The organism is Anatilimnocola aggregata, assembly GCF_007747655.1.
Taxonomy (GTDB): Bacteria; Planctomycetota; Planctomycetia; order Pirellulales; family Pirellulaceae; genus Anatilimnocola; species Anatilimnocola aggregata.
Map to the genome: position 1 here is coordinate 5,089,449 of NZ_CP036274.1, position 19,701 is coordinate 5,109,149.

Here is a 19,701-nt window from a genome sequence, read left to right on the forward strand (position 1 = left end):
GTTGGCATCTTTGCGTCGCTTCGGGGGGGGATCCAGGGATCGAGTACATTCACCGCATGGATTCAACTTCTTAACTGTCTGCGATCTCGTACTGCAACCAGGGCAGCATGGTTGAATGTTGGTTTCGGCCAAAGCTTACCCCCGGGCAGTACACCCATTTATGGGATGTTCTAGAGTCAACCTGCGAGCATCAGGATTTAGTTGATAAGTTGAGAATGCTAGCGCAGGAATGGGGTGTATCCCTGGCAATTCATCATCTGAATCAACGAGAAACCCTTTGCCCAATCTGAGACGAAAAACAGAGAGCGCAGTTAGTAGGAGAGTCCCGACCAGGGAGGCCTACGAAGTAGGCGAGAAGAACGTTCTTTCAGTGTGCCATCGGCAATGGCTCAGTACCGCAACACCACGTCCACATACAACCGGTCGCGCAAAATATCGGCAGCGCCCGTGAGCGGAAATTCATAGCCCAACCCCAGTTCCCAGTGTTCTGTCGGCTTCCATTTGCCGCCAACGACTCCGGTGACGAAGTCGTTGCCGGCCACGGTCGCCGCCGGTAAGTTGAGCAAATCTAAACCACCGATGTCACCAGTGAAGCCAGCGCCGCTGTTGCTCAGGTAGTGAAACCAGTTCACGCCAGCGACCGCATACCAGTTTTCGCGGACTTCGTAATCCCACTGGTTTGACCAATACCACAGCTGCGTGCCTAGGAAATTGTCCGCCGGCAACCGCAGCCCGGTTGCGCTCAGCCAGTGCCCACAGTCGCCCAACTGGGTTCCGCCGGACAAGTAGATATGAAAGTCACCGCCGCCGGGAGGAGGAAGCGGTTGGGCAGACCCGGGAATGAAATACGTCAAGCCAACCGTCAGGAGCCGTTGGCATTCCACATCGCGCACAAAGTTGTACTTCACGCCGATGGGGACGGAGAGTAATCCCGCGGGTCCGCCCGGCTGATTGACGTTGATGTTCGCCAGCCGCGCCATCACGACACTCCACCGTTCGGTGAGTCGGCCGCGCAGCTGCAATGCTTCCACTTGCAAATCGCCGCCGCCAATCGCCGCGGGCAGATTGTTGTCGAGAAAAATGCCCCGTACTTCGGTTAGCGACCGGGGGTCTTCGAAGTAGAACGGATTCGAGAGCGGGCTGACAAACCGTTCGAAGCAGTGATCGCTGGGCAGCAATCCTAGCCAGCGGTTACAACACGAGAGGCAGTCTGTGCAGCAGTCACCTGATTCGCATTCATCTGCACAACACCCCGGTGGTTGTGAGCAGCCACAATCTTGGCCGCTAGCCTGGCTGGCGAAGCTAATCGCTAGGATGAACCAGAGGAAAAACCTGCCAGTAAGCGATTTGCGCACGAGGGCACCTCGAGAAATCCGTTCCGTTTCGTGTGCCCCACGCAGTACCTCATCGGCGGTCAGAACTTGTCACTCCCTCGTGAGCGGTTGTGGCAAAACAGGTCGCGCTGTCGGTAGAGTCGAACCTTGAATATCTCACCCGCGTCGTAATTCACTCAAGTTTCCAGCCTACGCATTCTGCAGTCCGCCGTGAGGTTCAATTTATGTAGCCAACCCAAGATGGTGGACGCGCGACGATTGGCGTCAGCTGTCGAAGTACCTTGCCACCGAGCTTCTGTGCAAACTTCACTTGACGAACCCGTTCCTTCGGCGTGAACGTGATGCGTTTCGGCAACTTCGACCTGAGAATCTGGTTCTCGACCTTCAGGTATTTGACCTGACGGGCCAGTTCTTTCTGCGTGGCGCCGGCGATCACGAGCAAAAGGGACTGAAAGACGTTGGTCATCGAATTACACTGGATTTGACGCAGCGAATGATGGGAGTGCATTCTTTTTTGCACCCCGGGGGCACCATCGGCCATCTGAAACGTATATCGCTTTCGGTGGAAGTGCCGGATCGATGTTGCTGAATCGCATCTGAGAGCGCGATGGGATCATGCGACGCTAGAAATTCTCTTGGTGCCACGGTTAACAGCCCATCTTCACAGACGGCTTTCGAATCATTCTCGAAGCTGTTAACCCGAGTTCAAATCTCGCGATTGGGGTATCCGGCCGAACTCTCCTCATAACTGCTTAACACAAAACCGCGTCCCAATCTGAGACGAAAAACAGAGAGCGCAGTTAGTAGGAGAGTCCCGACCAGGGAGCGGGGTGTCCCATCCCAAGCGATTTTGTCTGGAGAGTTTGAGCAAAAGACTACAGCCGCCGAGGCGTAAGTCTCTCAAGCCGCCCTCAGAGCATAGTGCTTGAGCCGCCCGCCCAGTCGCTCGCGGCAGACGATCCGCAGCTTGGTCTCGTCGGTGTCGCTGCCTGTGGTTTCCGTCGTCTGGTGATTCACCGGTGGCTCATTCCCCAACGACTGGTGCGGCCTTTCCTCGTGGTAATGCTCCACGGTTTCCGACACCAGATGGTCCATGTGCTGCTCACCGAATACGACGAAGTGATCCAGGACTTCCTGCTGCAATGTCTGGATGAACCGCTCGACGTAAGCGTTGGTGTTCGGGGACCGAAACGCCGTCTGTTTCCCTTCCGCCCCCGCCGCGTCGAAGATCGCGTCAAACGCTTTCGTAAACTTCGTGTCCCGGTCGTGCATCAGTAGTTTGGGCGGCAGCTCGATCTGCTTGGAATGTTCCAGGAACGCGACCGCCTGCTGTTTCACCCACGTCTCATCGGGATGAAATGTCGAAGGGGAAATCCACACACGCCGTGTTTCCACGTGCAGAAACACCAGCACGTACAAATCCCGAAACCCCTTCATTGTCAATGCACTCTTGGCGAAGAAGTCACACTGCCAGAGCGTCCTGGCGTGCTGGGTCAGGAACTCGTCCCACGTCCCCTCACCTCGCTTCGGCCCCGGATCGAGACCGTGCTCCTTGAGGATGTTCTTAATCGTGTTGCGTGACGGCGGCGTGATGCCGAGTTTCTTTAATTCCCCAATGATCCGGGTGTAGCCCCAGTCGTTTTCGCGGGCGAGTTTCAGGATTAGTTCGCGGATCTCGGCATTCGTCTTGGGGCGGCCCCGCTTCGCGACCGTCTTCTTCACGGTCTGGTTCAGCGCCCGAATCCAACGACGGAGTGTGTCCGGATGAACAATCGACACCAGTTCGTTGATCGCCGATCCGAGCTTGGCGGCAAACTTCGCCAGCCGGTTCTTCTCCTTCTCGGTTACGATGACCCTGGAGGGCAGCTTGCTCCGCAGGATTTCGTTCTCGACTTTGAGGTAGCGGACCTGCCGGGCTAGCTCTTTCTGGGTCGCGCCGGCGATCAGCAGCAACAGGGGCTGAAAGAGGTTCTTCATCGTGGTAGACTCACAGAACGCTGGAAAACAGGGGTGATCTATTATTTGCACCCCACTGAAATCCCGTGAAAGATCAAGGTCGTGCGGAAGCGTCCGCCGCTTCCAAGTGGCAGTCGGCCTGTAGCAGTTAATCCAGTTGGATGGCACGAAATGCCCGTGGAGGTGGAAAGGAACTGTCTTCGGAATCAGATGGAGTCACTTCGGTCTCCAGCAGGGCTCGGAGTCGTTCGAGCGCTTGGTTTTCTTCTTCCAGCTCACCCAGGCACTGGTTCAAGAGGGCACGCAGCACATTCACCTTCTCTTGGTCACCCTCGATTCGCGTGACGGGCCGGAGTCGCCGCTCACTGAAGAACGCCACAACCAACTTGTCCGGGCAATTCTCTAACCACTCGACGAATGAAGTGGGCAGTCGGTTGAGGATCGCCAGGTATGTGCTGATGACTGGCTTGCTGACGCCAAACTTTTTCGCCGCCTGCTGGTAACCCAGGACCTCAGGGCGTTCGAGAAATGTCTGGTACTTGCGAGCCACCTTGACCGCGTTAACCACTTCGCCCTTCCGGACGCGAGTTCGCAGTCTCCGAGCGGTTTTGGGCTGTTCTTCAGGCGGTTTCCCGACCTTCAGCACTGGAGCATAATCGACGCGAACCGTGTGGTAGTCGCGACTTATGCAAAGTCGCTTTTGGCCGTTTCTGGACCGACGGGGGACCTGCACGGGGAGCTAATCCGGTTTGCGGAAATACCGCCGACCGTTGGGTTTACGCACAACGCCGAGAGTTCTATCTCTCGGCGTTTGTCGTTTACCGCAATCGCCGCAACGACTTGCGACAACTCGCCTCGCGGTGAGAGTTCTCTGTTTCCAACCCGAGAACCTCGGCCCTCGTCGATTTTGCTCGACCTCTCGCCCAAACTCTCGCGCTCTCTGGTTAACAGGCGCAACGGGTTAACAACCCGGTTGCTCTCGCACCCCGAAAGCAACCGGTTCGGAACTTTACCCAAACCCCCGCAGGATTTTAGTCTGCTTCGGCGAACCGTGTGGCCCGTGGAGCAACTGCGGCAGGCCGTCAAGCGGTTCATCGTGGACTGCGCGCAGGACGCACCCGAAGGGACCGCATGAAATTGTGGGCTATTGCACTTGAGGGTTCGGAACATGCGAACTGTGCACGCCATCGCCAAATTCTACTGGAATCGTGCGCTGCTGCGCGTCACAACATTTGGGACTTTTGTGCGCGAGTTCTCGCCACCCAATCCAAAAAAGGGGGGCTGGCCGGAAATACCACCTAGCGATTCTGCTTCAGACCCTTATTGCCGTAACGCGTTGTCCTCATTCAAGAACGGGCATATCGCATTCACCCATACGTGGGGTGGCGAGAACTCGCGCATAAAACTCCATAATGTCGTGACACACAGCAGGGTTGATTATTGAGGGATGACCTCAACCACCCGGACCCAGCGCCGGTATGATCATCGCCTGTGAGAGATGGTTTGCAACAGCAAGAACATCGAGGCGGCAGTCGGGTGCGGAGTACCCCGATCTACAGCGCGAGGCTGGCTCGCACCGAGGGCGATGATCGAGTCCTGGTGGCGCGTGCTCAAGCATCAGTGGCTGTACCTGAACAGGCTCGATACCCGGGCAACGGTGCAAAAGCTCGTCGCGTTCTACGTCGAGCAGCACAACAAGCATCTCCTGCATGCCGCGTTTCATGGCCAGACACCCGACGAGATGTACTTCGGCACGGGCGCAGACATTTCCAAACAGTTGGCGGCTGCGAAAGTCGCGGCTGCGAAAGTCGCGGCTGCGAAAGTCGCGGCTGCGAAAGTCGCGGCTCGGCAAGCGCGTCTGGCGGGCAATCGGGCCGTCCGCTGCCAGAGTTGCAGCGAACCAGTGGCCATCAGCAACTGACGCCGGTCGAACGATGGAATCGGGCGAAGTTGGGTACCGGTGCGCGCGAACGGCTTGAAAGGTGCTCCGGCCAGCGGACAAGCCGTCGTTCCGAGGAGTGTAGCCGCGATTCTCTTGCCCGGACTCGCACATCTTTTGGCCTCCCGCACCCAAAGTGGCGAGAACTCGCGCAGAAAACTCCCAAATGTTGTGGTTGTCAGCACGGTGGAACTGAAATCTGCCAACTAATGACGCGGATGTATCGTGGTTCAAATCAGTTTGGCTACTGTGAAAAAAGCACAGTCTTCCGCCCGCCACTCATGATGGAATGTTCAAATTCTGCGAGTAGTCTCTTTATTAACGCAACTCTCGATCAAGACTCCAGATAATTGCGTGTCCGCTAGAGGAAGGCGAGCACGAACGACTGAAATTGGCGGAGCTCGACCCTCGATGCCACAGGCAGCTTCGTCTGTGCGACCAGCCAGCGACATTCTCTCACCATTTGGATCCTGCCACTCGAAACTTGCGGAGCGTGTGCGATGCCGGTAACTGTCACCAGAACTAGTCTGCAGGTTCAGAATTGGAATGGGAGTATTAACAAAGCGACCGACATCGTGGGGATGAATGGAGTGGGGCTGAATATTGAGTTGGAGGCGCACGCTTCAGGTGGAGATGAATTGCCGCCTTCGATCAAAGTACAGCTCGAGTTCAAAGAAGCATCGCAGGCTGGGACAGGCAAAGCGTCGTGGTCCGGCAAGCCTGTACTCGATGTTCCTCGGCATGCCTACACTTCCTACTATCGTTTTGACGTACCCTGGCAGATTTGGTCGATGTTGGGCGTGGCCGAGGGACGCAGAGAATTTGCGACGGTCGTTCGTTACAGCAGCGATGATATGAAAGCAACCGCCGATGGTGCGTTTCGCAGCCAACTGGTGTATGGCAATTGGGCCGATCGAGGAATGGCGCAGCAGAGCCTGCGAATGTCGAACAACTCGGGTGATGCCAGGCTGAGGCGGCCTGATGCCAAGCAATTAATGCTGGCTGGAGGTGTGGAGATTCTCGAAATAAAAGTCCTTCCTCAACCTCACTTGAAAGTGAAAGACGGAAGCACGTATTGCTTTATGCGCAGCCCAGCTGACGTTTTCTTTTACACGGGTCACGGTTTGGGTGGAAATCTGGTGACCCATGGTGGACCGGGTGAAGGCCTTCACGATGACTTTATGACTCCCGAGGAGTTGCTGCAGGCTTGGACTGTGACCAATCCCATTCTCGGACCCAAGTCGCTAGACGTTGATGTGCTGATCATCAATGGCTGCAGCGTACTGAATTGCGATGACAAAGATGGTACTGGTAAAAAATGGGCTCGCTTACTCATGAATCAAGAGGGGCCCCTGTATTCAATTCTGGGCTATCGAGATGGAGCGCCTGCCGACAGCAATGGTGGACACGCAGTTGCCGCGGCGATGGGCAAAGCGATCATTGGGAACCTCGACTCGAAGTGGATGGCCTATGCCAAAACTTGGTTGGAAATCAACAAGCAGAATCACAAGCATTACCGACCAACAAGTTCCAATTACAGCCTGGCCAACGCTTGTGCCATCGATCTGAACGGCTACTGGTATTTAGAAGAACTGGACGATGAACTGCACATCATTGGCCCGAAGAAGTTGCCCAAGTGAGTCTAGGGTGTCTGAGGAATGGCAGAGGTCGCAACTAGTTTTCACCGACGAATGCCTGCCCAATGAAGCCGCCCAAAAGGAAGCGGCGAAGTTGGTTTCATCGAAGTTTCTAAAATTTACACAGCTGTGCATAACGGCTGACCTACTCGCTGGTGATGCCGGAGCGGGTATTAAATTCTGAAGCATTCTGCTGCTGGTGATGCCGGGCTGAATGAAACCGATAGAGGTTTCGTCCCATGGCCAGCCACCTATTCAATGAGTGGAAACAGCAACTGCTGCGCGACTATCTCGCCAGCACCGACGATATCCGCATCGCGCTGCTGATGACCCTGCTGCGCGTCACAACATTTGGGACTTTTGTGCGCGAGTTCTCGCCACCCAATCCAAAAAAGGGGGGCTGGCCGGAAATACCACCTAGCGATTCTGCTTCAGACCCTTATTGCCGTAACGCGTTGTCCTCATTCAAGAACGGGCATATCGCATTCACCCATACGTGGGGTGGCGAGAACTCGCGCATAAAACTCCATAATGTCGTGACACACAGCACCGCGGACTTCTAAAATCAGGCGATTCATGAGCTGATCGCGTCCCTCGCCGAAGTGGGATGCAACGTTCAAGCAATCACTGTGCAGCTATCTTTCCCCCAGTTATTTGCATCCGATCTGAAGTAACGTAACGCCCAAACGCTGCCAACCTGTTTGCGCGTTGAGAGGATGACTCCGTACCTCGGGAGACCCCACACTGCACTGAGGTCCGTTCCCTCGACTGAACTCAGCTTTCTGCTGAACAGACGCAACGGAGTAAACACTAGGTTTGCTCTCGCACCCCGAAGGCAAAACCGGTTCGGAACTTTGCCCAAACCTCTGCAGCAGCCTTTTAGTTGGGCTCACGCTGCGCAAGAATTGCTAGTACTTCAGATCGATCGGATTCGATTCCTTGACCGCGGCTAAGGTTAACTTGACCGCCGCGCAAGATAATAAGTAGTTATCCCGCAGATGAAAATCGCCATCGCAATCATCGTCGTCGTAGTCGTCGTAACGATCGTAGTCGTGATCCTTGCGAAGCGGCGATCGCCTGATGCCGAACTGACGCCGGCGAAGAAGATCATGCCAGCGACACAGGTGATGCCTCCCGGCGAGATCTCCTACAGCCAGTTAGACATCACCGAGACCTTTGGCGACAACGAGCGACTCAAGTCAGATGAGTGGATCTCGACATCCCCGCTGAACAAGATGACGCCCAAGGGTGAGGCAAGCGGGTTGCCTCCGGCAGACGCCACCGCTGACGAGGTCTACGCAGTAGCGGATAAAATGTCACGGATTCGGGAGTCCATCTCCATTCCGAACGACGGTGTCTACTGCCCGATCTGCCACATTGCGAACGTCCAACTTGGGAAACTCCGCTCGCCATGTCCAAAGTGCGGAAGACCATTGCTAAAATTTGGGTGGGATTGATAGCGAGCGTAGTACGGGAGCAAATAGGTGGCGTCGGTCCGTCCGCGGTATAACCAGACGCTGGAGTGGACCGAGCCCGCGGGCAAGCTTCTGTTGGATCGAGAATGCATGCTCACAAGGCCAACCGGTTTCAACCCGGTTGCTCTCGCACCCCGAAAGCAACCGGTTCGGAATCTTGCCCAAACCCACGCAGGAGTGCTTTGGTCGACCTGGTTTGCTTATCAATTGACGTGCTGAACGCGCATCACACTTAATGTACTCAAGATAGATCGCGTTCTTCACTTGCTCGCGGCCCAAATTATCTTGGCGGCTGCGCAAGCCAATGAGTATTTCGGCGGAGGGTACACACATGGCGCATCCGATGGACTTGCGAGAGTTGCTAGAGGCTCGAGATGGTCGACCGACCGAATATCAGGCAGCTCGGAAGATCGCCACCTTCGCCGTCATCCCTGCGGCAATGGTTGGCCTGCTCGCCGGCACCCAACTGGTTGACATAGCCGATCCCATAGGAAGACTTCTGTGGGTCTGCACAGCGACCGCGTTGGTATCAGGCTTCGGCATCGCGTTTCTGGTGTTGGGTGTCTACTACCTGTTTGGCTTCCGACCGCTCGCAGTACTCGCGGATGCACTGGTGGGCGGTTTCATTGGCCTGCTCTGCGGGGCGGCGTTAACCATGTCTCTCATTTCGCTCAAGGTTGTCCCTCGTGCTTATTCGCTGTGCCCGCTGGTCTTGATCCCGTTTGGTGCCGTCGCCGTTCCGCTCTTCCGAGCCTGGAGGGGAGCGACTCGCGAACGCGAAACCGTAGGTCAGGATGCAGCGTCCGAGGCGGTGAAGGGGAGCCGCGAATGAGGCGGATTTTGAGATCACAGTTTTTCGAGCGGCGGCGATTCTCTAAACGGTGTTGGAGGCAAACCACAACGCAGGTGTCGGCTAAATGCGAGACCATCCGCCCTAGGACCATCGAGCCGTGGGTGGTCTCGAAACCGCCGCCTAATTCCTGTGCCGTTTTAGCCGTTCCACAGCATCGGTATGCAATGTCAGGCTGATCGATTCCCCTTGTGGATCGAAGCGGACTTCCTTCAGAACATTCTTCAAGGCTTTAACTTGCTGACGCTTGTCGAGGTGGGACCACACTGACATGAATTCCTGCGAGGTCGTTGCGGAGGTCAGTGTGTCACGCACGAACTCCTCGATCTCGAAAGCAGAAATCCCCACATCCTCGCAAGGCGGCCGGCCGAATGCTCGTGATCGGCAGCGGTAATATCGGTAGCGCAAGGTCTTGTAGCCGGAAATACTGGGGCTCATTCCCCGTCCGCACGATCCGCAGATCAGCAATCCGCGCAGCGGCCACTCAATCGCTGCCGTGGTTCTGCCGGGAGGACGCGAACGCCGCGAGGCGATGGCCTGTCGGATCTGCTCAAACACCGCGGGGGAGATAATTCCTTCGTGTAGGCCCGGAAGCGTGCGCTGACCGTATTGAAATGGGACTTTACTTTTTAATCCAGCCGAGATCGACGAGAAAGCTGTCGGCTTCAGCGAGGGTCTTGTCGTAATACTCGGCGCGACGAAAGAAGGTGTGTTCCGCACCGTCGTAGCCGACCAGTTTGCACGGCCGTTCTGCCTTCTTCATCGCACTCTCGAACGCGACGACGGAATCGTAGGGAACCGTGGTGTCCTCCTTGCCATGAAGGATCAGGGTCGGCGGCGTGTGCGCGCCGATGTGATGTGCCGGCGAGATCACCTCTACCTCCACGCCAAATCGTTTAACGCTGAGCTTCCCAGGCCTGACCCCTGTGGGTTGCCAGCCCGCGATGGGAGCGAGCGTGGTGGCGGGGTTGAAGAGGATCATGGCGTTGGGACGTTCGTCGCTGCCCAAACCAGTGATCGTGCCGGTGGCGGCGGCGAGGTGACCACCGGCGGAACCTCCGGAGGCGGCAATCTTGTCCGGATCAATGCCGAGACGCTGAGCATTTTCCCGAACCCAGGCGATGGCCGCCTTGGCGTCTTTCACGCATTCCACCACCTGCACATTGTGCCGGGACTCCACGCGGTAGTCGGCTGTGATGGCAATCATGCCGCGATTGGCGAAATGCCGGGCCTGCTTCTCGAACTGGTCCGGTGAACCCCCATGCCAACCACCGCCAAAGAAGAACACAATCGCGGGCTTCGGCGTCTTGGGGTCCGATTCCCCGAAGATCCAAAGCTTCAGCTCGGTGGAGCCGATCTTTCGGTACGTCTCAACGCGGGCGTCTTTCAATATAGGAGGATAAGAAGACCGAGCGAAAAGCGGCGCGGCGACGAGGCAGAGCACGAGAAAGACGATGGATTTCCGAGGGTATCGGTGTTGAAGTATTGGAGTTGGGTTCTGTTCACGATCATTCATGGTGGTCCCTCGGGTTTGTTGCCAGTGAATTTACGTTGGCGAGTGTTGGGGCTTGCGGCTCACGGGGTAGTCGGTTTCGGCAGCGCGGGTTCAATGCTGGCAACCACTTGTTTGGCCAGCACGGCGGAACCTTCCGGCAAAAAATGCACGTTATTGGAGAGTTGGATCTCCTTCAATTGCGGCAGTGCGAACTCGTAGAGTTCGTTAATCGCGACGCCATGTTCGTCCATGATCTTTCTGGCGATGGCGTTGTAGGCGAGGACATCGCTGTTTTTGCGACCGGGTTTCAAGTCGCCGTCCGGCACGGGCGTTGTGGCGCACCAGATCAGCTTCGCGTTGGTGGCCTTAAGTCGGCTGACCAGTTCGCGGAGGTTTTTCTCGTAGTCTTCGGGAGACACAAAGTTCTTGCCGTCAGTGCCGAACTTGAGATCGTGGAGACCCCAGTTGAAATGGATCAAATCCCATTTGCCGTCACCGAGCCAGGCCTTCAGATTCTCCAAACCTTTGGTCGTCTGCCCGCCGTTTGTCGGGATGCGATGGACGTTGGCCTTGCCCGCCAGCAGCTTCTGCACTTCGGGTGTGTAGCCTTTGGAGATGGAGTCGCCGATGAGCAGCACGCGTGGCAATTTCGGGTCGCCAGCCGGCTGGCCGCGCTTTCGAGCATGGGCGGGCCCCGCCAAAAAAACGGCGAGGACTAAGGGGATAATCAGCGCAAAGAGTTTCATGGTTCTGGGTTTCATTGTTGGGCTTTTGATTTTCTCTTCTGCTTGGCTTTTGGAGCCCTACTTATCATCGGTATCACTGGTCTTTCAACATCACGAGGTTCGCTTCCGCAAACGCCTGGCCCATGAGCGCGAACGTCTTCGCGCAGCCGAGGTAGTGATAGCCAGCGTTGGAGGCTCCGCGCGTCCACTTGGCGGCCTCCTCTGGCGAGATCACTTCGGCTTCATACTTCTTGAGATATTCCTTCTGCTGCGCGTCGGTCATGGTGCCGTCCTTGTTCGGGCCATTCTTGCCTTTGTTTTTGAGAGTGGCGGCCATCGCTTTGATTTTGCCGCGTTTTTCATCAATGGCCGCAAGTTCCTCGGCCCAGAACGGCGCGGTCTCCACGGCGGCAACGTTTCCTTTGAACTCCGGTAACGCCGTCGGCGCAGCCATCGCCTTGCGGAAGGCGATCGTGCTTTCGTTGGCCTTCAAGCCGCCAACACCGAGCACGCCGATGACGAAGGGCATTTTCGGCGCGGACAAATCCTTGCGTACATCGCGGATGAAGTCTGCCATCCACTTGCTGTAATTCGTGTAGTCACGCGTCTTGCCGTCCTGGCCTGTCGGATAAGTGTTGCCGTCCACGAGGTCGTTGAAGCCTTGCAGCCACACGAAGCCCGAGATTTCGTAGCCAGCCGCAGGGTCATAAGCCGGGCAGACGCGCTTCGGGTCTGCGAGCACTGATTTCACATGCTCGACCACGTAGCGGTAGAAGCGTCCGGTCTCCTTTGCCTTCAACGCTTTCTCAGCGGCGATGTCCTTCCCCTGTTTCTGCATTTGTGCGAGCTGCGCCTCGTTGAACTCGTAAGGCCCCGCGCTCGGCGGGCGAAACTCGGTGTTCAGGCTCCTGCCGCCCCACGCCGTCTTGATGATGAGCACAGGTTGCTTGAGCGCGGCGTCCATCGTGAGGCCAAAGGTAAATTCCGGGCCGATTTTCCCGCCGTCCTCCGTCGGCTTATCGCCTCGCGCGCCGAAGCCTGCGGTGAGCTTGCCGATTCCCTCGCCATTGGCGCTGCCGTCATACCTGCCGGTGAGATAGGAAATCCAGACATGATCGCAAACGGCCGGATTTCCGTCCGCTCCACGCATCATTTTCAAGAGCGGCGTTGTCGCCTGGTCGTCGCCAATGTAATCGAAGGCCTCAACCTTCGCGTGACCCTCCATGTTCGACTGCCCGGCGAGGATGAAGACCTTCAACGGCTTCGATTCCGCAGCATCCGAAATCGCCGTCACAAAAAGTATGGCAAGTAGCGAACAAAACAGGTTTGGCATTCGTCTCATGATTCAGTTCCTGGTTCTGTGTTGATGCGGGCGGCTTCGGCCACTCGACTTGGATTGTTCGAGAAGTGCTTTCAGTTCGGCGACGATCTCGGGTTGTGCGGCAAATTGGTTCTTCGTTTCACCGGGGTCGGTTGCGAGGTTGTAGAGCTGGCCAGTCGCTTCGGGAACAGCGTCCGGGATGATGAACGGCTTGAGGCCGGGGTTGTTCTCGTAGCGATTGCCGCCGGAGCCGGTGTGATCGAGATACTTCCAATCTCCGCGACGGATCGAGAGCGTGCGTTGTCCACTGAAGGCCTGCTGGAGCAGATAGGGGCGGATAGGCGCGTCGATCTGGCCGAGTAAAGCGGGCAGTAAACTGAAACTGTCTTCTGCTGCGTTCTCTGGCAGCTTCACATCAACGATAGCGGCGACTGTCGCCATGACGTCCGTGAGACTGGTGAGTTGCGAGCTCGTGGTGCCGGGTTTCACCTTGCCGGGCCAGCGGACGAGAAACGGAACGCGATGGCCACCTTCCCAACCGTCGCGCTTTACGCCGCGCCACGGTCGCGCACCATCGTGCTGATGATCGGCACGCATGTGGATGACGCTGGTTGTCTCAGGGCCGTTGTCACTGGTGAAGATGATCAGCGTGTTGTCGGCGACGCCGAGTTTTTCCAGCGTGGTCATCAGTTCGCCGATAACCCAGTCGAGCTGGTGGAGGAAGTCGCCATGCGGGCCAGCCTTTGTTTTGCCCTGGAACTGCGGCGCGGCGAACGACGGCAGATGCACGGCCTGCGCGGAATGAAAAAGGAAGAACGGCTTACCCGGCGACTGGCGAATGTGCTGCTCCAGGAACTTTCGGCTCTTCTTCAGAAAGACGAGGTCCACTTCCTCCATCGGGAAGTCCGGCGCGATGAGACCAGCGCGGCAATCGTTCGCATAGGCATGCTTCGGTAGCTTCGACTTATCAAGGCCCTCCGTCGGTGGCACCGGCACGCGGTCGTTTTCGATGAATGCATACAGCCAGTCGGTTGTCGGGCAGCACGCCGTTCCGAAGAACGATTGAAAGCCATGATCGACAGGCCCCCCTTCGATGCGGCGCGAGAAATCGACTTGCCGCACCGCCTCGACGCCGTTGCCGCGCACCGGATGATCGGCCTTGTCGAAGAACGTCATCCCGACATGCCACTTGCCGACGCATGCGGTCGCATAGCCGTTGTCACGCAGCAGCTTCGGCAGCGTCAGCCGCCCCGGCGCGATCAGCGAAGGCCCACCGACACCGGTAAAGACCGTCCCGCCATTCGGCACGCGGAAGGCCATCTGTCCCGTCATCAGACTGTAGCGCGTCGGCGTGCAAACCGTGCAGGGACTATGAGCATCGGTGAATTGCATCCCGTCGCGCGCAAGACCGTCAATGTGCGGCGTGGCGACCTTGGACTGGTCGTTGTAGCAACGCACATCGCCAAAGCCGAGGTCATCGGCGAGGATGAGGAGTATGTTCGGCTTGTCAGCGGCGAGGGAGACACCGCAAAGGGAGCAGAGGACGCAAAGCACGTTGAGGATGTATTTCATGGCTCTGTAGTCTCAACGGCTTTCGATGACGAAGGCAGGGCGCGAAAGGACGGCTTTGGCGCGTGCGCCGTAGTAGTCCGATCGCCAAAAGTCCTTCAGGTCGTCGGAGGTGATGAGTTGGAGGCCGGGGGTGGCGACAGCGGGATTGCAGAGGATGTAGAGATTCTCTGCAGCGATGTAGCCACAGACGCTCAGCGTGTGGCCCGCGAAGCCGCCGGAGTATTGCGGGCCAATGTATTTGAAGTCCACAACAACAGGCCGGCCTGCATCGAGTTCGCGTTTCAGCATGGCTGTGGCTTCATCAAAGCCGGCGTCGTCGGGCGTGAAAGTGATCAGCTTCCAATGTTGTCCGATTTTTGCCGAGGCATCCAGCAAGTGCCACCAGTCGGTGCCAGTGCCGAGCGGTGACGGGCAGAGTTTTTTGAAATCCCAGCCGCTGATTTTCCCGCCCTGAAAGCGCGCGAAGGTGGCGCATGCCGTTGAGCCGCAGTTGTTGTAGCCTTGGTGAATGTGCGGCATGTGCACGAACGCGAACTTGCCCGGCTCGGCTTTACGCTGCCGGTATTCGATGAGCTTAAGGAGGTCAGCACCCTGCTGCGCGGAGGCGTTGCCAGACGGCTGGGCCGGATGCCCCGTGGCTTTTGTTGGGTGAAGTTGTGCGGCTTTGGTCCAATTCGCTTTTGCCGCGTCGAGTTCGACGGCCTGAAATTGCATTTCGCCGAGCACGATGAGACCGCACGGGTCATTCAACTCCGCCGCGCGCTCGGCGAGCCGACGCGCCTCCGCCGCATCGGGCGCGACGCCTTCGCCGGAAAGCAGTGCCATCGCCGCCGTTGACGCCGCGCGTCCGTGGCCTTTGGCAGCGGCCTTTTTCCACCAGTCGAGCGCCTTGGCGCAATCCTGTTCCGTGCCCTGGGCGCCGTAGTAGCACTGACCGAGGTTAAAGGCCGCCTGCTCCGATTGTTCTGCTGCCGCCTTGAAGTAGCCGAAAGCAACCTCCGGCCTGCGCTTCACCACCGCGCCGCGCAAATAAGCAAAGCCGACGAAATCCAGCGCATCCGCGTGCCCTTGGTCTGCCGCTCGGTGCGCCCACTGCATCGCTGCCGCATCGTCCTTGGCAACACCCTTGGCATCGCGGTATCGGATCGCCAATGAAAGCTGCGCTGCGGGATGGCCCTGCTGAGCCTGTTCTTGCAGATGCTCCAAGGACGGCTCCGCCGCAGTCACCAGGGTGGCCAACAGCATCACGAGGAGGGTAAAAACGGGTTTCATCGTTGTCGAGATCACGGGAAATCTCCGCATGCACTGGATCAGGAGTCGATCCAAGCAGGGAAATGTTCCTATTCTATCAACAACGCCGGGCTCTATCTATTTGTCATCTGTCACGCAGCACGCAACTCCTTCCACATCCGCCGTTGCTTTCTCCAGCACGGCGTTGCCGCGATCGGCCTCAGAAGCTTCTCCGCAAGAGGCGCACGACCTCGTCCGACAGCCGGTAGCAACAGAAGTTCCTCCTGCAGATCTGGCGCCAGACAGAGCAAGTTCATGATCTGCGTGAGCCGCGCCCGTGATACATGCCCGAGCTGCGCCAACTCTGCTTGGTCGCTCGCTACGCCGTCGCGGATCAGTTGGTCGAGGCGAATGGCGAGGGCCATGAGCTTGGCAACACGAGGAACACGAAGAGGCGCATTGGTAATGTGAGGCACGTCACACTTGCGCTTAGTCGGCTTTTTCCGAAAACTCACGTTCCTGATCATGCTGCATCGTCCTTTCGTTTCGTGAACTCAGTCCCGAGCGTCTGAATGCCGCTTGGCCGGAAAGTGATCGAGATGTTTCCTCCATCGCTGTCGTAGGCCACCCGTTCGACCAGGAGTTCAATGATGCGAGCCTGTTCATGCGGGGCGAGGCAATCCCACAAGGATTCGAAATCTGCGAGGGCATCTGCGACCTCGTCCGGATGGACCGGTCTTTGATCGAGCGCCGCCAGTTCGCCGTCGATTGTCGACAACCTTTGCTCGGCGGACTGAATGCGTTCGTGGGTGTTCGCGAATCGTGCGTCGCTGGGGCGGGCCGTCGCCGCCAATTGCGCTAGCTCAGCGTGGCCCCTCCGTAAATCGTTCAGCAACTCAGAACGTTCTGCATGCAGTTCTCGGGACTGTGCGTCGGCCAGTTGCCGGGACTGCTCCAGCGTTTCTCGGATCAGTTGCGGATCGCGCCCGATGCACTTGATCTCGTTGACCACCAAGCGCTCAATCTCCGCGGCGGCAATCGACGGCGAGGGACAGACCTTCCAGCCGCGCTTCTGAGCTCGGTTGCAAACGTAGTAGCGGTAGTTGCGATTGTCCTTCACCGAGTAGGAATGGCTCATCCCGCACTGGCAGCTTCCGCAGTACAGCAATCCCCGCAAGAGAGCACCTTGCTTATTGCGAACGCCCCGGCCACCAGTGCGACCATTCTTCTCCAGCAGCGATTTGGCCCGTTCGAAGACGGCATCGTCCACAATCGGCTGATGCTCGCCACGATGAACTTCGTCCTTGTAGCGGATCTTGCCAATGTAGGTGACGTTCGTCAGCAGCTGGTAGACAGAGGCTTTGTCGAACGAGCGCCCACCTCGCACCGTCCCTTTACCGGTGGTCCAGCTCTTTGTTTGCCAGCCGCGGGACTCGAGTTCCTTGGCGACCGCGAGCATGGACTGGTGTTCCAGGTACAACTCGAAGATCTGGCGAACCTTCAGAGCTTCGCCCGGATCCACAACGAGCTTCGTGTTCGCCACGTTGTAGCCAAGCACCGGCATCCCTCCCGCCCACTTTCCCCTGCGCCGGGCTGCAGCGATCTTATCGCGAGTGCGTTCGCTGATCATTTCCCGTTCGAACTGTGCGAACGACAGGAGCACGTTCAGGATCAAGCGGCCCATGGACGTGGCCGTGTTGAACGCCTGGGTCACGCTGACGAACGAGACTTTGTGCTTCTCGAACGCCTCGATGATCTTCCCGAAATCCAACAAGCTGCGGCTGAGTCGATCAACCTTGTAAACGACTACGCAATCGACTTTGCCTGCTTCAATATCCGCCATGAGGCGACGAAGCGCTGGCCGATCCATGTTGGCGCCGGTATATCCGCCATCGTCATATTGGGTCGGCACGCCGACCCAGCCTTCGTGCTGCTGGCTCTTGATGTACGCCTCACCTGCCTCGCGCTGGGCGTCCAGCGAGTTGAACTCTTGCTGCAGACCTTCTTCCGTCGACTTGCGGGTGTAGATCGCACAGCGAATGGTCTTGGGGCGAGACGGTTTCTCTTTGGTGCGGCTCATCGGTCACCCCCATTCCGCAGTCCGAAGAAGTGAAATCCGTTCCAGTGCTTGCCGGTAATCTTCTTCGCCACCGCAGTGAGCGACTTGTGGCGCTCACCTTCACACTCAAAACCCTCGTCCAGCACGATCACGCGGATCGTTCGACCCTTGTACTCACGCTTGAGCATGGTGCCGGGCAACAACTCGGTGCTGACGCCGATCTTTGCGGCAACGGTCGTTGTCAGTGCTTCCGCGTCTGGCGTCACTTTCGGCTTGCGCGGCGCTGTGACGCGCAGGTCGGCATCGTTGGCCAATTCTGCGGCGCGGCGGCGAGCTCGCTCCGATAGATCGCCCTCGGCGTTGGCCTGCATTCGCCAGGCGATCCGCTTGATCAGCCACTCTTTGTGCCGACCGTTGGTTTGTTCGCCGAAGACGTCGGCATACTTGGTCCGCAGTTGATCAACGGTCATCCGCTCCATCGCGGCGACCTCTTTGTCAATGTTCAGCATGTGTGCTCCTTGGTTCAGGCACTCTCGGGACCGTTAACCGGTGTGGACACTGAGCACGGTTTCCGCGGGAACCTCAAGGCCCTCGGCCGAAGATTCGAGAGGAATGTTGTCTGGCATCGGATTGCCAGATAGGCGGCGCCGTTGTCTCAGGCGAAGCAATCCGCGGGCGAGAAGTTGGGCGACTTCGAGACGACGCTGGTCGGGCGTGAGATCGTGGGGTCGGTCGAAGAGCATGTGGCCTCCGTGCAGAATCCGGACTAGTCGGGATTTCACCCCGACAAGTGATTGCCGCGCTAGGTGACCCTCTGGTTAACTAAGTACTGCGGCGAGAGGAAAAGTGTGTCAGCGGAATTCACGATCATGGCGGAGCCAAAGTTTCACTTTGAGACAATTCCGTTACCGCTCAATGACGGGACGTTTGTCGATCTGGCGACGGAAGCTGATCAAAGGTGGCTTCGACTAGAGCAAAGCGCTTATCGCGCGGCAGGCAATCACTATTCGGCACTTTACCACCTCAAAGACGGCCGCTATCTGCAGGTGAAATACCAAGTTCACAGATGGGACGGTAAGGGTTGGATGTGGTCACATTCCGAAGTTGGCTTTGGCGAGTTCCATGGCCAGCCCCAAGTTGTTCACCCGCTTTATGCGGCCGGAGTTCTGATTGAATGGCAGGAGGCCTTGCCAGAGGACCTACGGAATGCACGCGCTGAGGCAATGAAGCCCAAGCCGGAGCTTCCGCCGCGACCGCTGTCACATTGGTGCGCTCGAAACGATCGATTCGAGGGTCGGCGCATCACGAAGCCTGATAAACCATTGCTGGTCAAGGTAGTGCTGCAGGAACTTCTCTACTTTGCTGTCGAATTCTTGTTGGTCGTTCGGCGTGGATTCAAACGCTGTGAGCACGACGAACAGTGTCTACTTTTCCTCGAGTCCCAACTTAACAAAAGGTACTACGTCGATCCGGAGAAATGGGTGGGGGATCGAGACACGGTTCCGCCCGCGAGCTTCCGGGTTACAGAATTGCCAGAACTGAAAGACGCAACCGGTGTGCGATTCGCGATTGATAGATTGTCAGAACTACTCAAACCGGTGATCGGGAAGAACAGCGCGTTTTGGGTGCCGCTTGCGGATCCCGATCTGCCTACTGCCGCGGAAGCCGAAGCATTTCCCGGTGAAGTGGACGCGCTCCTTCCAGATCTCGAAATTGCAGTTGGCGAATTGCAAAAAGCGGTCAACTATTGGATTGAAAAGGCAAATGCACCCGCACCGACGCCTCCACCTGCACCGCGCCGCGTTTTAAAGGAGCCCAGTAAGGATGACTTCACGGCCTACCGTGTCTGGGCAGCTACGGGTGCCACGCACGATGTGGTAACGGAGACCCTGGCCAAGGTCCACAAGATTATTCGTGTCCGCGGTACGGTTACAAAGATGATCAAGCGGGTATCAGATTGGCTTGAAGCGGGGAATGTTTTGCCGCCGCTCCCAGCTCGACAGAAGCGGTCTAAACCGATGGATCCCAGCAAAATAGACATGGGGAAAAAGCAGGGAAAAGGTAAAGCGAACGATGACGATGAAGAGCCAGAAAACAAGTAATTTGTG

At 57.5% G+C, this 19,701-nt stretch carries 20 protein-coding genes; 6 read left to right on the top strand and 14 right to left on the bottom strand.

The genetic code is table 11. The features are described 5' to 3' along the window. Positions 1-389: 389 nt before the first annotated feature. The 4 genes from ETAA8_RS18880 to ETAA8_RS18895 form a co-directional block, all read right to left on the bottom strand. Positions 390-1,178 (bottom strand): hypothetical protein, encoded by a 789-nt coding sequence (locus ETAA8_RS18880; protein ID WP_145091748.1) that lies wholly within the window; start codon positions 1,176-1,178, stop codon positions 390-392. Between the two features lie 373 nt (positions 1,179-1,551). Further along, a complete protein-coding gene (locus ETAA8_RS18885; RefSeq protein ID WP_145091751.1) occupies positions 1,552-1,875 on the bottom strand; it encodes a hypothetical protein in 324 nt (107 codons plus the stop codon). Positions 1,876-2,234: 359 nt separating this feature from the next. Beyond that, entirely contained in the window at positions 2,235-3,287 is a 1,053-nt protein-coding gene (locus ETAA8_RS18890; RefSeq protein WP_202921082.1) for an integrase core domain-containing protein, read from the bottom strand. A 151-nt stretch (positions 3,288-3,438) separates the two neighbouring features. Continuing rightward, entirely contained in the window at positions 3,439-3,858 is a 420-nt protein-coding gene (locus ETAA8_RS18895) for a hypothetical protein (RefSeq protein WP_145091757.1), read from the bottom strand. Positions 3,859-4,875: 1,017 nt separating this feature from the next. Here ETAA8_RS18895 and ETAA8_RS18900 point away from each other — a divergent pair. From ETAA8_RS18900 to ETAA8_RS18920, 5 genes are all read left to right on the top strand, one after another. Continuing rightward, positions 4,876-5,211, top strand: a complete 336-nt coding sequence (locus ETAA8_RS18900; protein ID WP_145091760.1) for a transposase — start codon at positions 4,876-4,878, stop codon at positions 5,209-5,211. A 518-nt stretch (positions 5,212-5,729) separates the two neighbouring features. Beyond that, a complete protein-coding gene (locus ETAA8_RS18905; RefSeq protein WP_145091762.1) occupies positions 5,730-6,869 on the top strand; it encodes a hypothetical protein in 1,140 nt (379 codons plus the stop codon). 236 nt (positions 6,870-7,105) lie between these two features. Beyond that, positions 7,106-7,429 (top strand): hypothetical protein, encoded by a 324-nt coding sequence (locus ETAA8_RS18910; RefSeq protein WP_145091765.1) that lies wholly within the window; start codon positions 7,106-7,108, stop codon positions 7,427-7,429. Between the two features lie 435 nt (positions 7,430-7,864). After that, the gene (locus ETAA8_RS18915) at positions 7,865-8,323 is read left to right on the top strand and encodes a hypothetical protein (RefSeq protein ID WP_145091768.1); all 459 of its coding nucleotides are present in this window, start codon (positions 7,865-7,867) and stop codon (positions 8,321-8,323) included. A gap of 349 nt (positions 8,324-8,672) precedes the next feature. After that, positions 8,673-9,173, top strand: coding sequence for a hypothetical protein (locus ETAA8_RS18920; protein ID WP_202921083.1), 501 nt, complete (start codon positions 8,673-8,675; stop codon positions 9,171-9,173). A 141-nt stretch (positions 9,174-9,314) separates the two neighbouring features. Here the strand turns inward: ETAA8_RS18920 and ETAA8_RS18925 are convergent, their stop codons facing one another. The 10 genes from ETAA8_RS18925 to ETAA8_RS18970 form a co-directional block, all read right to left on the bottom strand. Then, entirely contained in the window at positions 9,315-9,749 is a 435-nt protein-coding gene (locus tag ETAA8_RS18925; protein WP_145091773.1) for a zinc ribbon domain-containing protein, read from the bottom strand. A gap of 64 nt (positions 9,750-9,813) precedes the next feature. Then, positions 9,814-10,707, bottom strand: a complete 894-nt coding sequence (locus ETAA8_RS18930; RefSeq protein ID WP_145091775.1) for an alpha/beta hydrolase — start codon at positions 10,705-10,707, stop codon at positions 9,814-9,816. A 59-nt stretch (positions 10,708-10,766) separates the two neighbouring features. After that, complete coding sequence (locus tag ETAA8_RS18935) at positions 10,767-11,432, bottom strand: SGNH/GDSL hydrolase family protein (RefSeq protein WP_202921084.1); 666 nt, start codon at positions 11,430-11,432, stop codon at positions 10,767-10,769. Positions 11,433-11,505: 73 nt separating this feature from the next. After that, on the bottom strand, positions 11,506-12,744 hold the full coding sequence (locus ETAA8_RS18940) for a sialate O-acetylesterase (RefSeq protein ID WP_238397423.1): 1,239 nt from the start codon (positions 12,742-12,744) through the stop codon (positions 11,506-11,508). A gap of 12 nt (positions 12,745-12,756) precedes the next feature. Next, positions 12,757-14,304, bottom strand: a complete 1,548-nt coding sequence (locus tag ETAA8_RS18945; protein ID WP_145091782.1) for a sulfatase family protein — start codon at positions 14,302-14,304, stop codon at positions 12,757-12,759. A gap of 12 nt (positions 14,305-14,316) precedes the next feature. Then, positions 14,317-15,591, bottom strand: coding sequence for a C39 family peptidase (locus tag ETAA8_RS18950; RefSeq protein ID WP_202921085.1), 1,275 nt, complete (start codon positions 15,589-15,591; stop codon positions 14,317-14,319). A gap of 95 nt (positions 15,592-15,686) precedes the next feature. Further along, positions 15,687-16,061 (bottom strand): hypothetical protein, encoded by a 375-nt coding sequence (locus ETAA8_RS18955; protein ID WP_145091789.1) that lies wholly within the window; start codon positions 16,059-16,061, stop codon positions 15,687-15,689. Next, positions 16,058-17,614, bottom strand: coding sequence for a recombinase family protein (locus tag ETAA8_RS18960; protein ID WP_145091792.1), 1,557 nt, complete (start codon positions 17,612-17,614; stop codon positions 16,058-16,060). The genes ETAA8_RS18955 and ETAA8_RS18960 overlap by 4 nt, the downstream gene beginning before the upstream one ends. Next, positions 17,611-18,102, bottom strand: a complete 492-nt coding sequence (locus ETAA8_RS18965) for a DUF2924 domain-containing protein (RefSeq protein WP_145091795.1) — start codon at positions 18,100-18,102, stop codon at positions 17,611-17,613. Before ETAA8_RS18965 ends, ETAA8_RS18960 begins: the two co-directional genes overlap by 4 nt. A 33-nt stretch (positions 18,103-18,135) precedes the next feature. Further along, entirely contained in the window at positions 18,136-18,336 is a 201-nt protein-coding gene (locus tag ETAA8_RS18970; RefSeq protein ID WP_145091798.1) for a hypothetical protein, read from the bottom strand. A 126-nt stretch (positions 18,337-18,462) separates the two neighbouring features. Here ETAA8_RS18970 and ETAA8_RS18975 point away from each other — a divergent pair, with 126 nt between their 5' ends. Then, positions 18,463-19,695 (top strand): hypothetical protein, encoded by a 1,233-nt coding sequence (locus ETAA8_RS18975; protein ID WP_145091800.1) that lies wholly within the window; start codon positions 18,463-18,465, stop codon positions 19,693-19,695. Positions 19,696-19,701 lie beyond the last annotated feature (6 nt).

What these genes read in the sequence shown, in the direction of transcription:
- ETAA8_RS18905 (WP_145091762.1), top strand. Translation starts at nt 5,730, where the DNA reads ATGCCGGTAACTGTCACCAGAACTAGTCTGCAGGTTCAGAATTGGAAT.
- ETAA8_RS18900 (WP_145091760.1), top strand. Translation starts at nt 4,876, where the DNA reads ATGATCGAGTCCTGGTGGCGCGTGCTCAAGCATCAGTGGCTGTACCTG.
- ETAA8_RS18885 (WP_145091751.1), bottom strand. Translation starts at nt 1,875, where the DNA reads ATGGCCGATGGTGCCCCCGGGGTGCAAAAAAGAATGCACTCCCATCAT.
- ETAA8_RS18935 (WP_202921084.1), bottom strand. Translation starts at nt 11,432, where the DNA reads ATGAAACTCTTTGCGCTGATTATCCCCTTAGTCCTCGCCGTTTTTTTG.
- ETAA8_RS18975 (WP_145091800.1), top strand. Translation starts at nt 18,463, where the DNA reads ATGGCGGAGCCAAAGTTTCACTTTGAGACAATTCCGTTACCGCTCAAT.
- ETAA8_RS18915 (WP_145091768.1), top strand. Translation starts at nt 7,865, where the DNA reads ATGAAAATCGCCATCGCAATCATCGTCGTCGTAGTCGTCGTAACGATC.
- ETAA8_RS18970 (WP_145091798.1), bottom strand. Translation starts at nt 18,336, where the DNA reads ATGCTCTTCGACCGACCCCACGATCTCACGCCCGACCAGCGTCGTCTC.
- ETAA8_RS18910 (WP_145091765.1), top strand. Translation starts at nt 7,106, where the DNA reads ATGGCCAGCCACCTATTCAATGAGTGGAAACAGCAACTGCTGCGCGAC.
- ETAA8_RS18945 (WP_145091782.1), bottom strand. Translation starts at nt 14,304, where the DNA reads ATGAAATACATCCTCAACGTGCTTTGCGTCCTCTGCTCCCTTTGCGGT.
- ETAA8_RS18965 (WP_145091795.1), bottom strand. Translation starts at nt 18,102, where the DNA reads ATGCTGAACATTGACAAAGAGGTCGCCGCGATGGAGCGGATGACCGTT.
- ETAA8_RS18930 (WP_145091775.1), bottom strand. Translation starts at nt 10,707, where the DNA reads ATGAATGATCGTGAACAGAACCCAACTCCAATACTTCAACACCGATAC.
- ETAA8_RS18940 (WP_238397423.1), bottom strand. Translation starts at nt 12,744, where the DNA reads ATGCCAAACCTGTTTTGTTCGCTACTTGCCATACTTTTTGTGACGGCG.
- ETAA8_RS18960 (WP_145091792.1), bottom strand. Translation starts at nt 17,614, where the DNA reads ATGAGCCGCACCAAAGAGAAACCGTCTCGCCCCAAGACCATTCGCTGT.
- ETAA8_RS18955 (WP_145091789.1), bottom strand. Translation starts at nt 16,061, where the DNA reads ATGATCAGGAACGTGAGTTTTCGGAAAAAGCCGACTAAGCGCAAGTGT.
- ETAA8_RS18920 (WP_202921083.1), top strand. Translation starts at nt 8,673, where the DNA reads ATGGCGCATCCGATGGACTTGCGAGAGTTGCTAGAGGCTCGAGATGGT.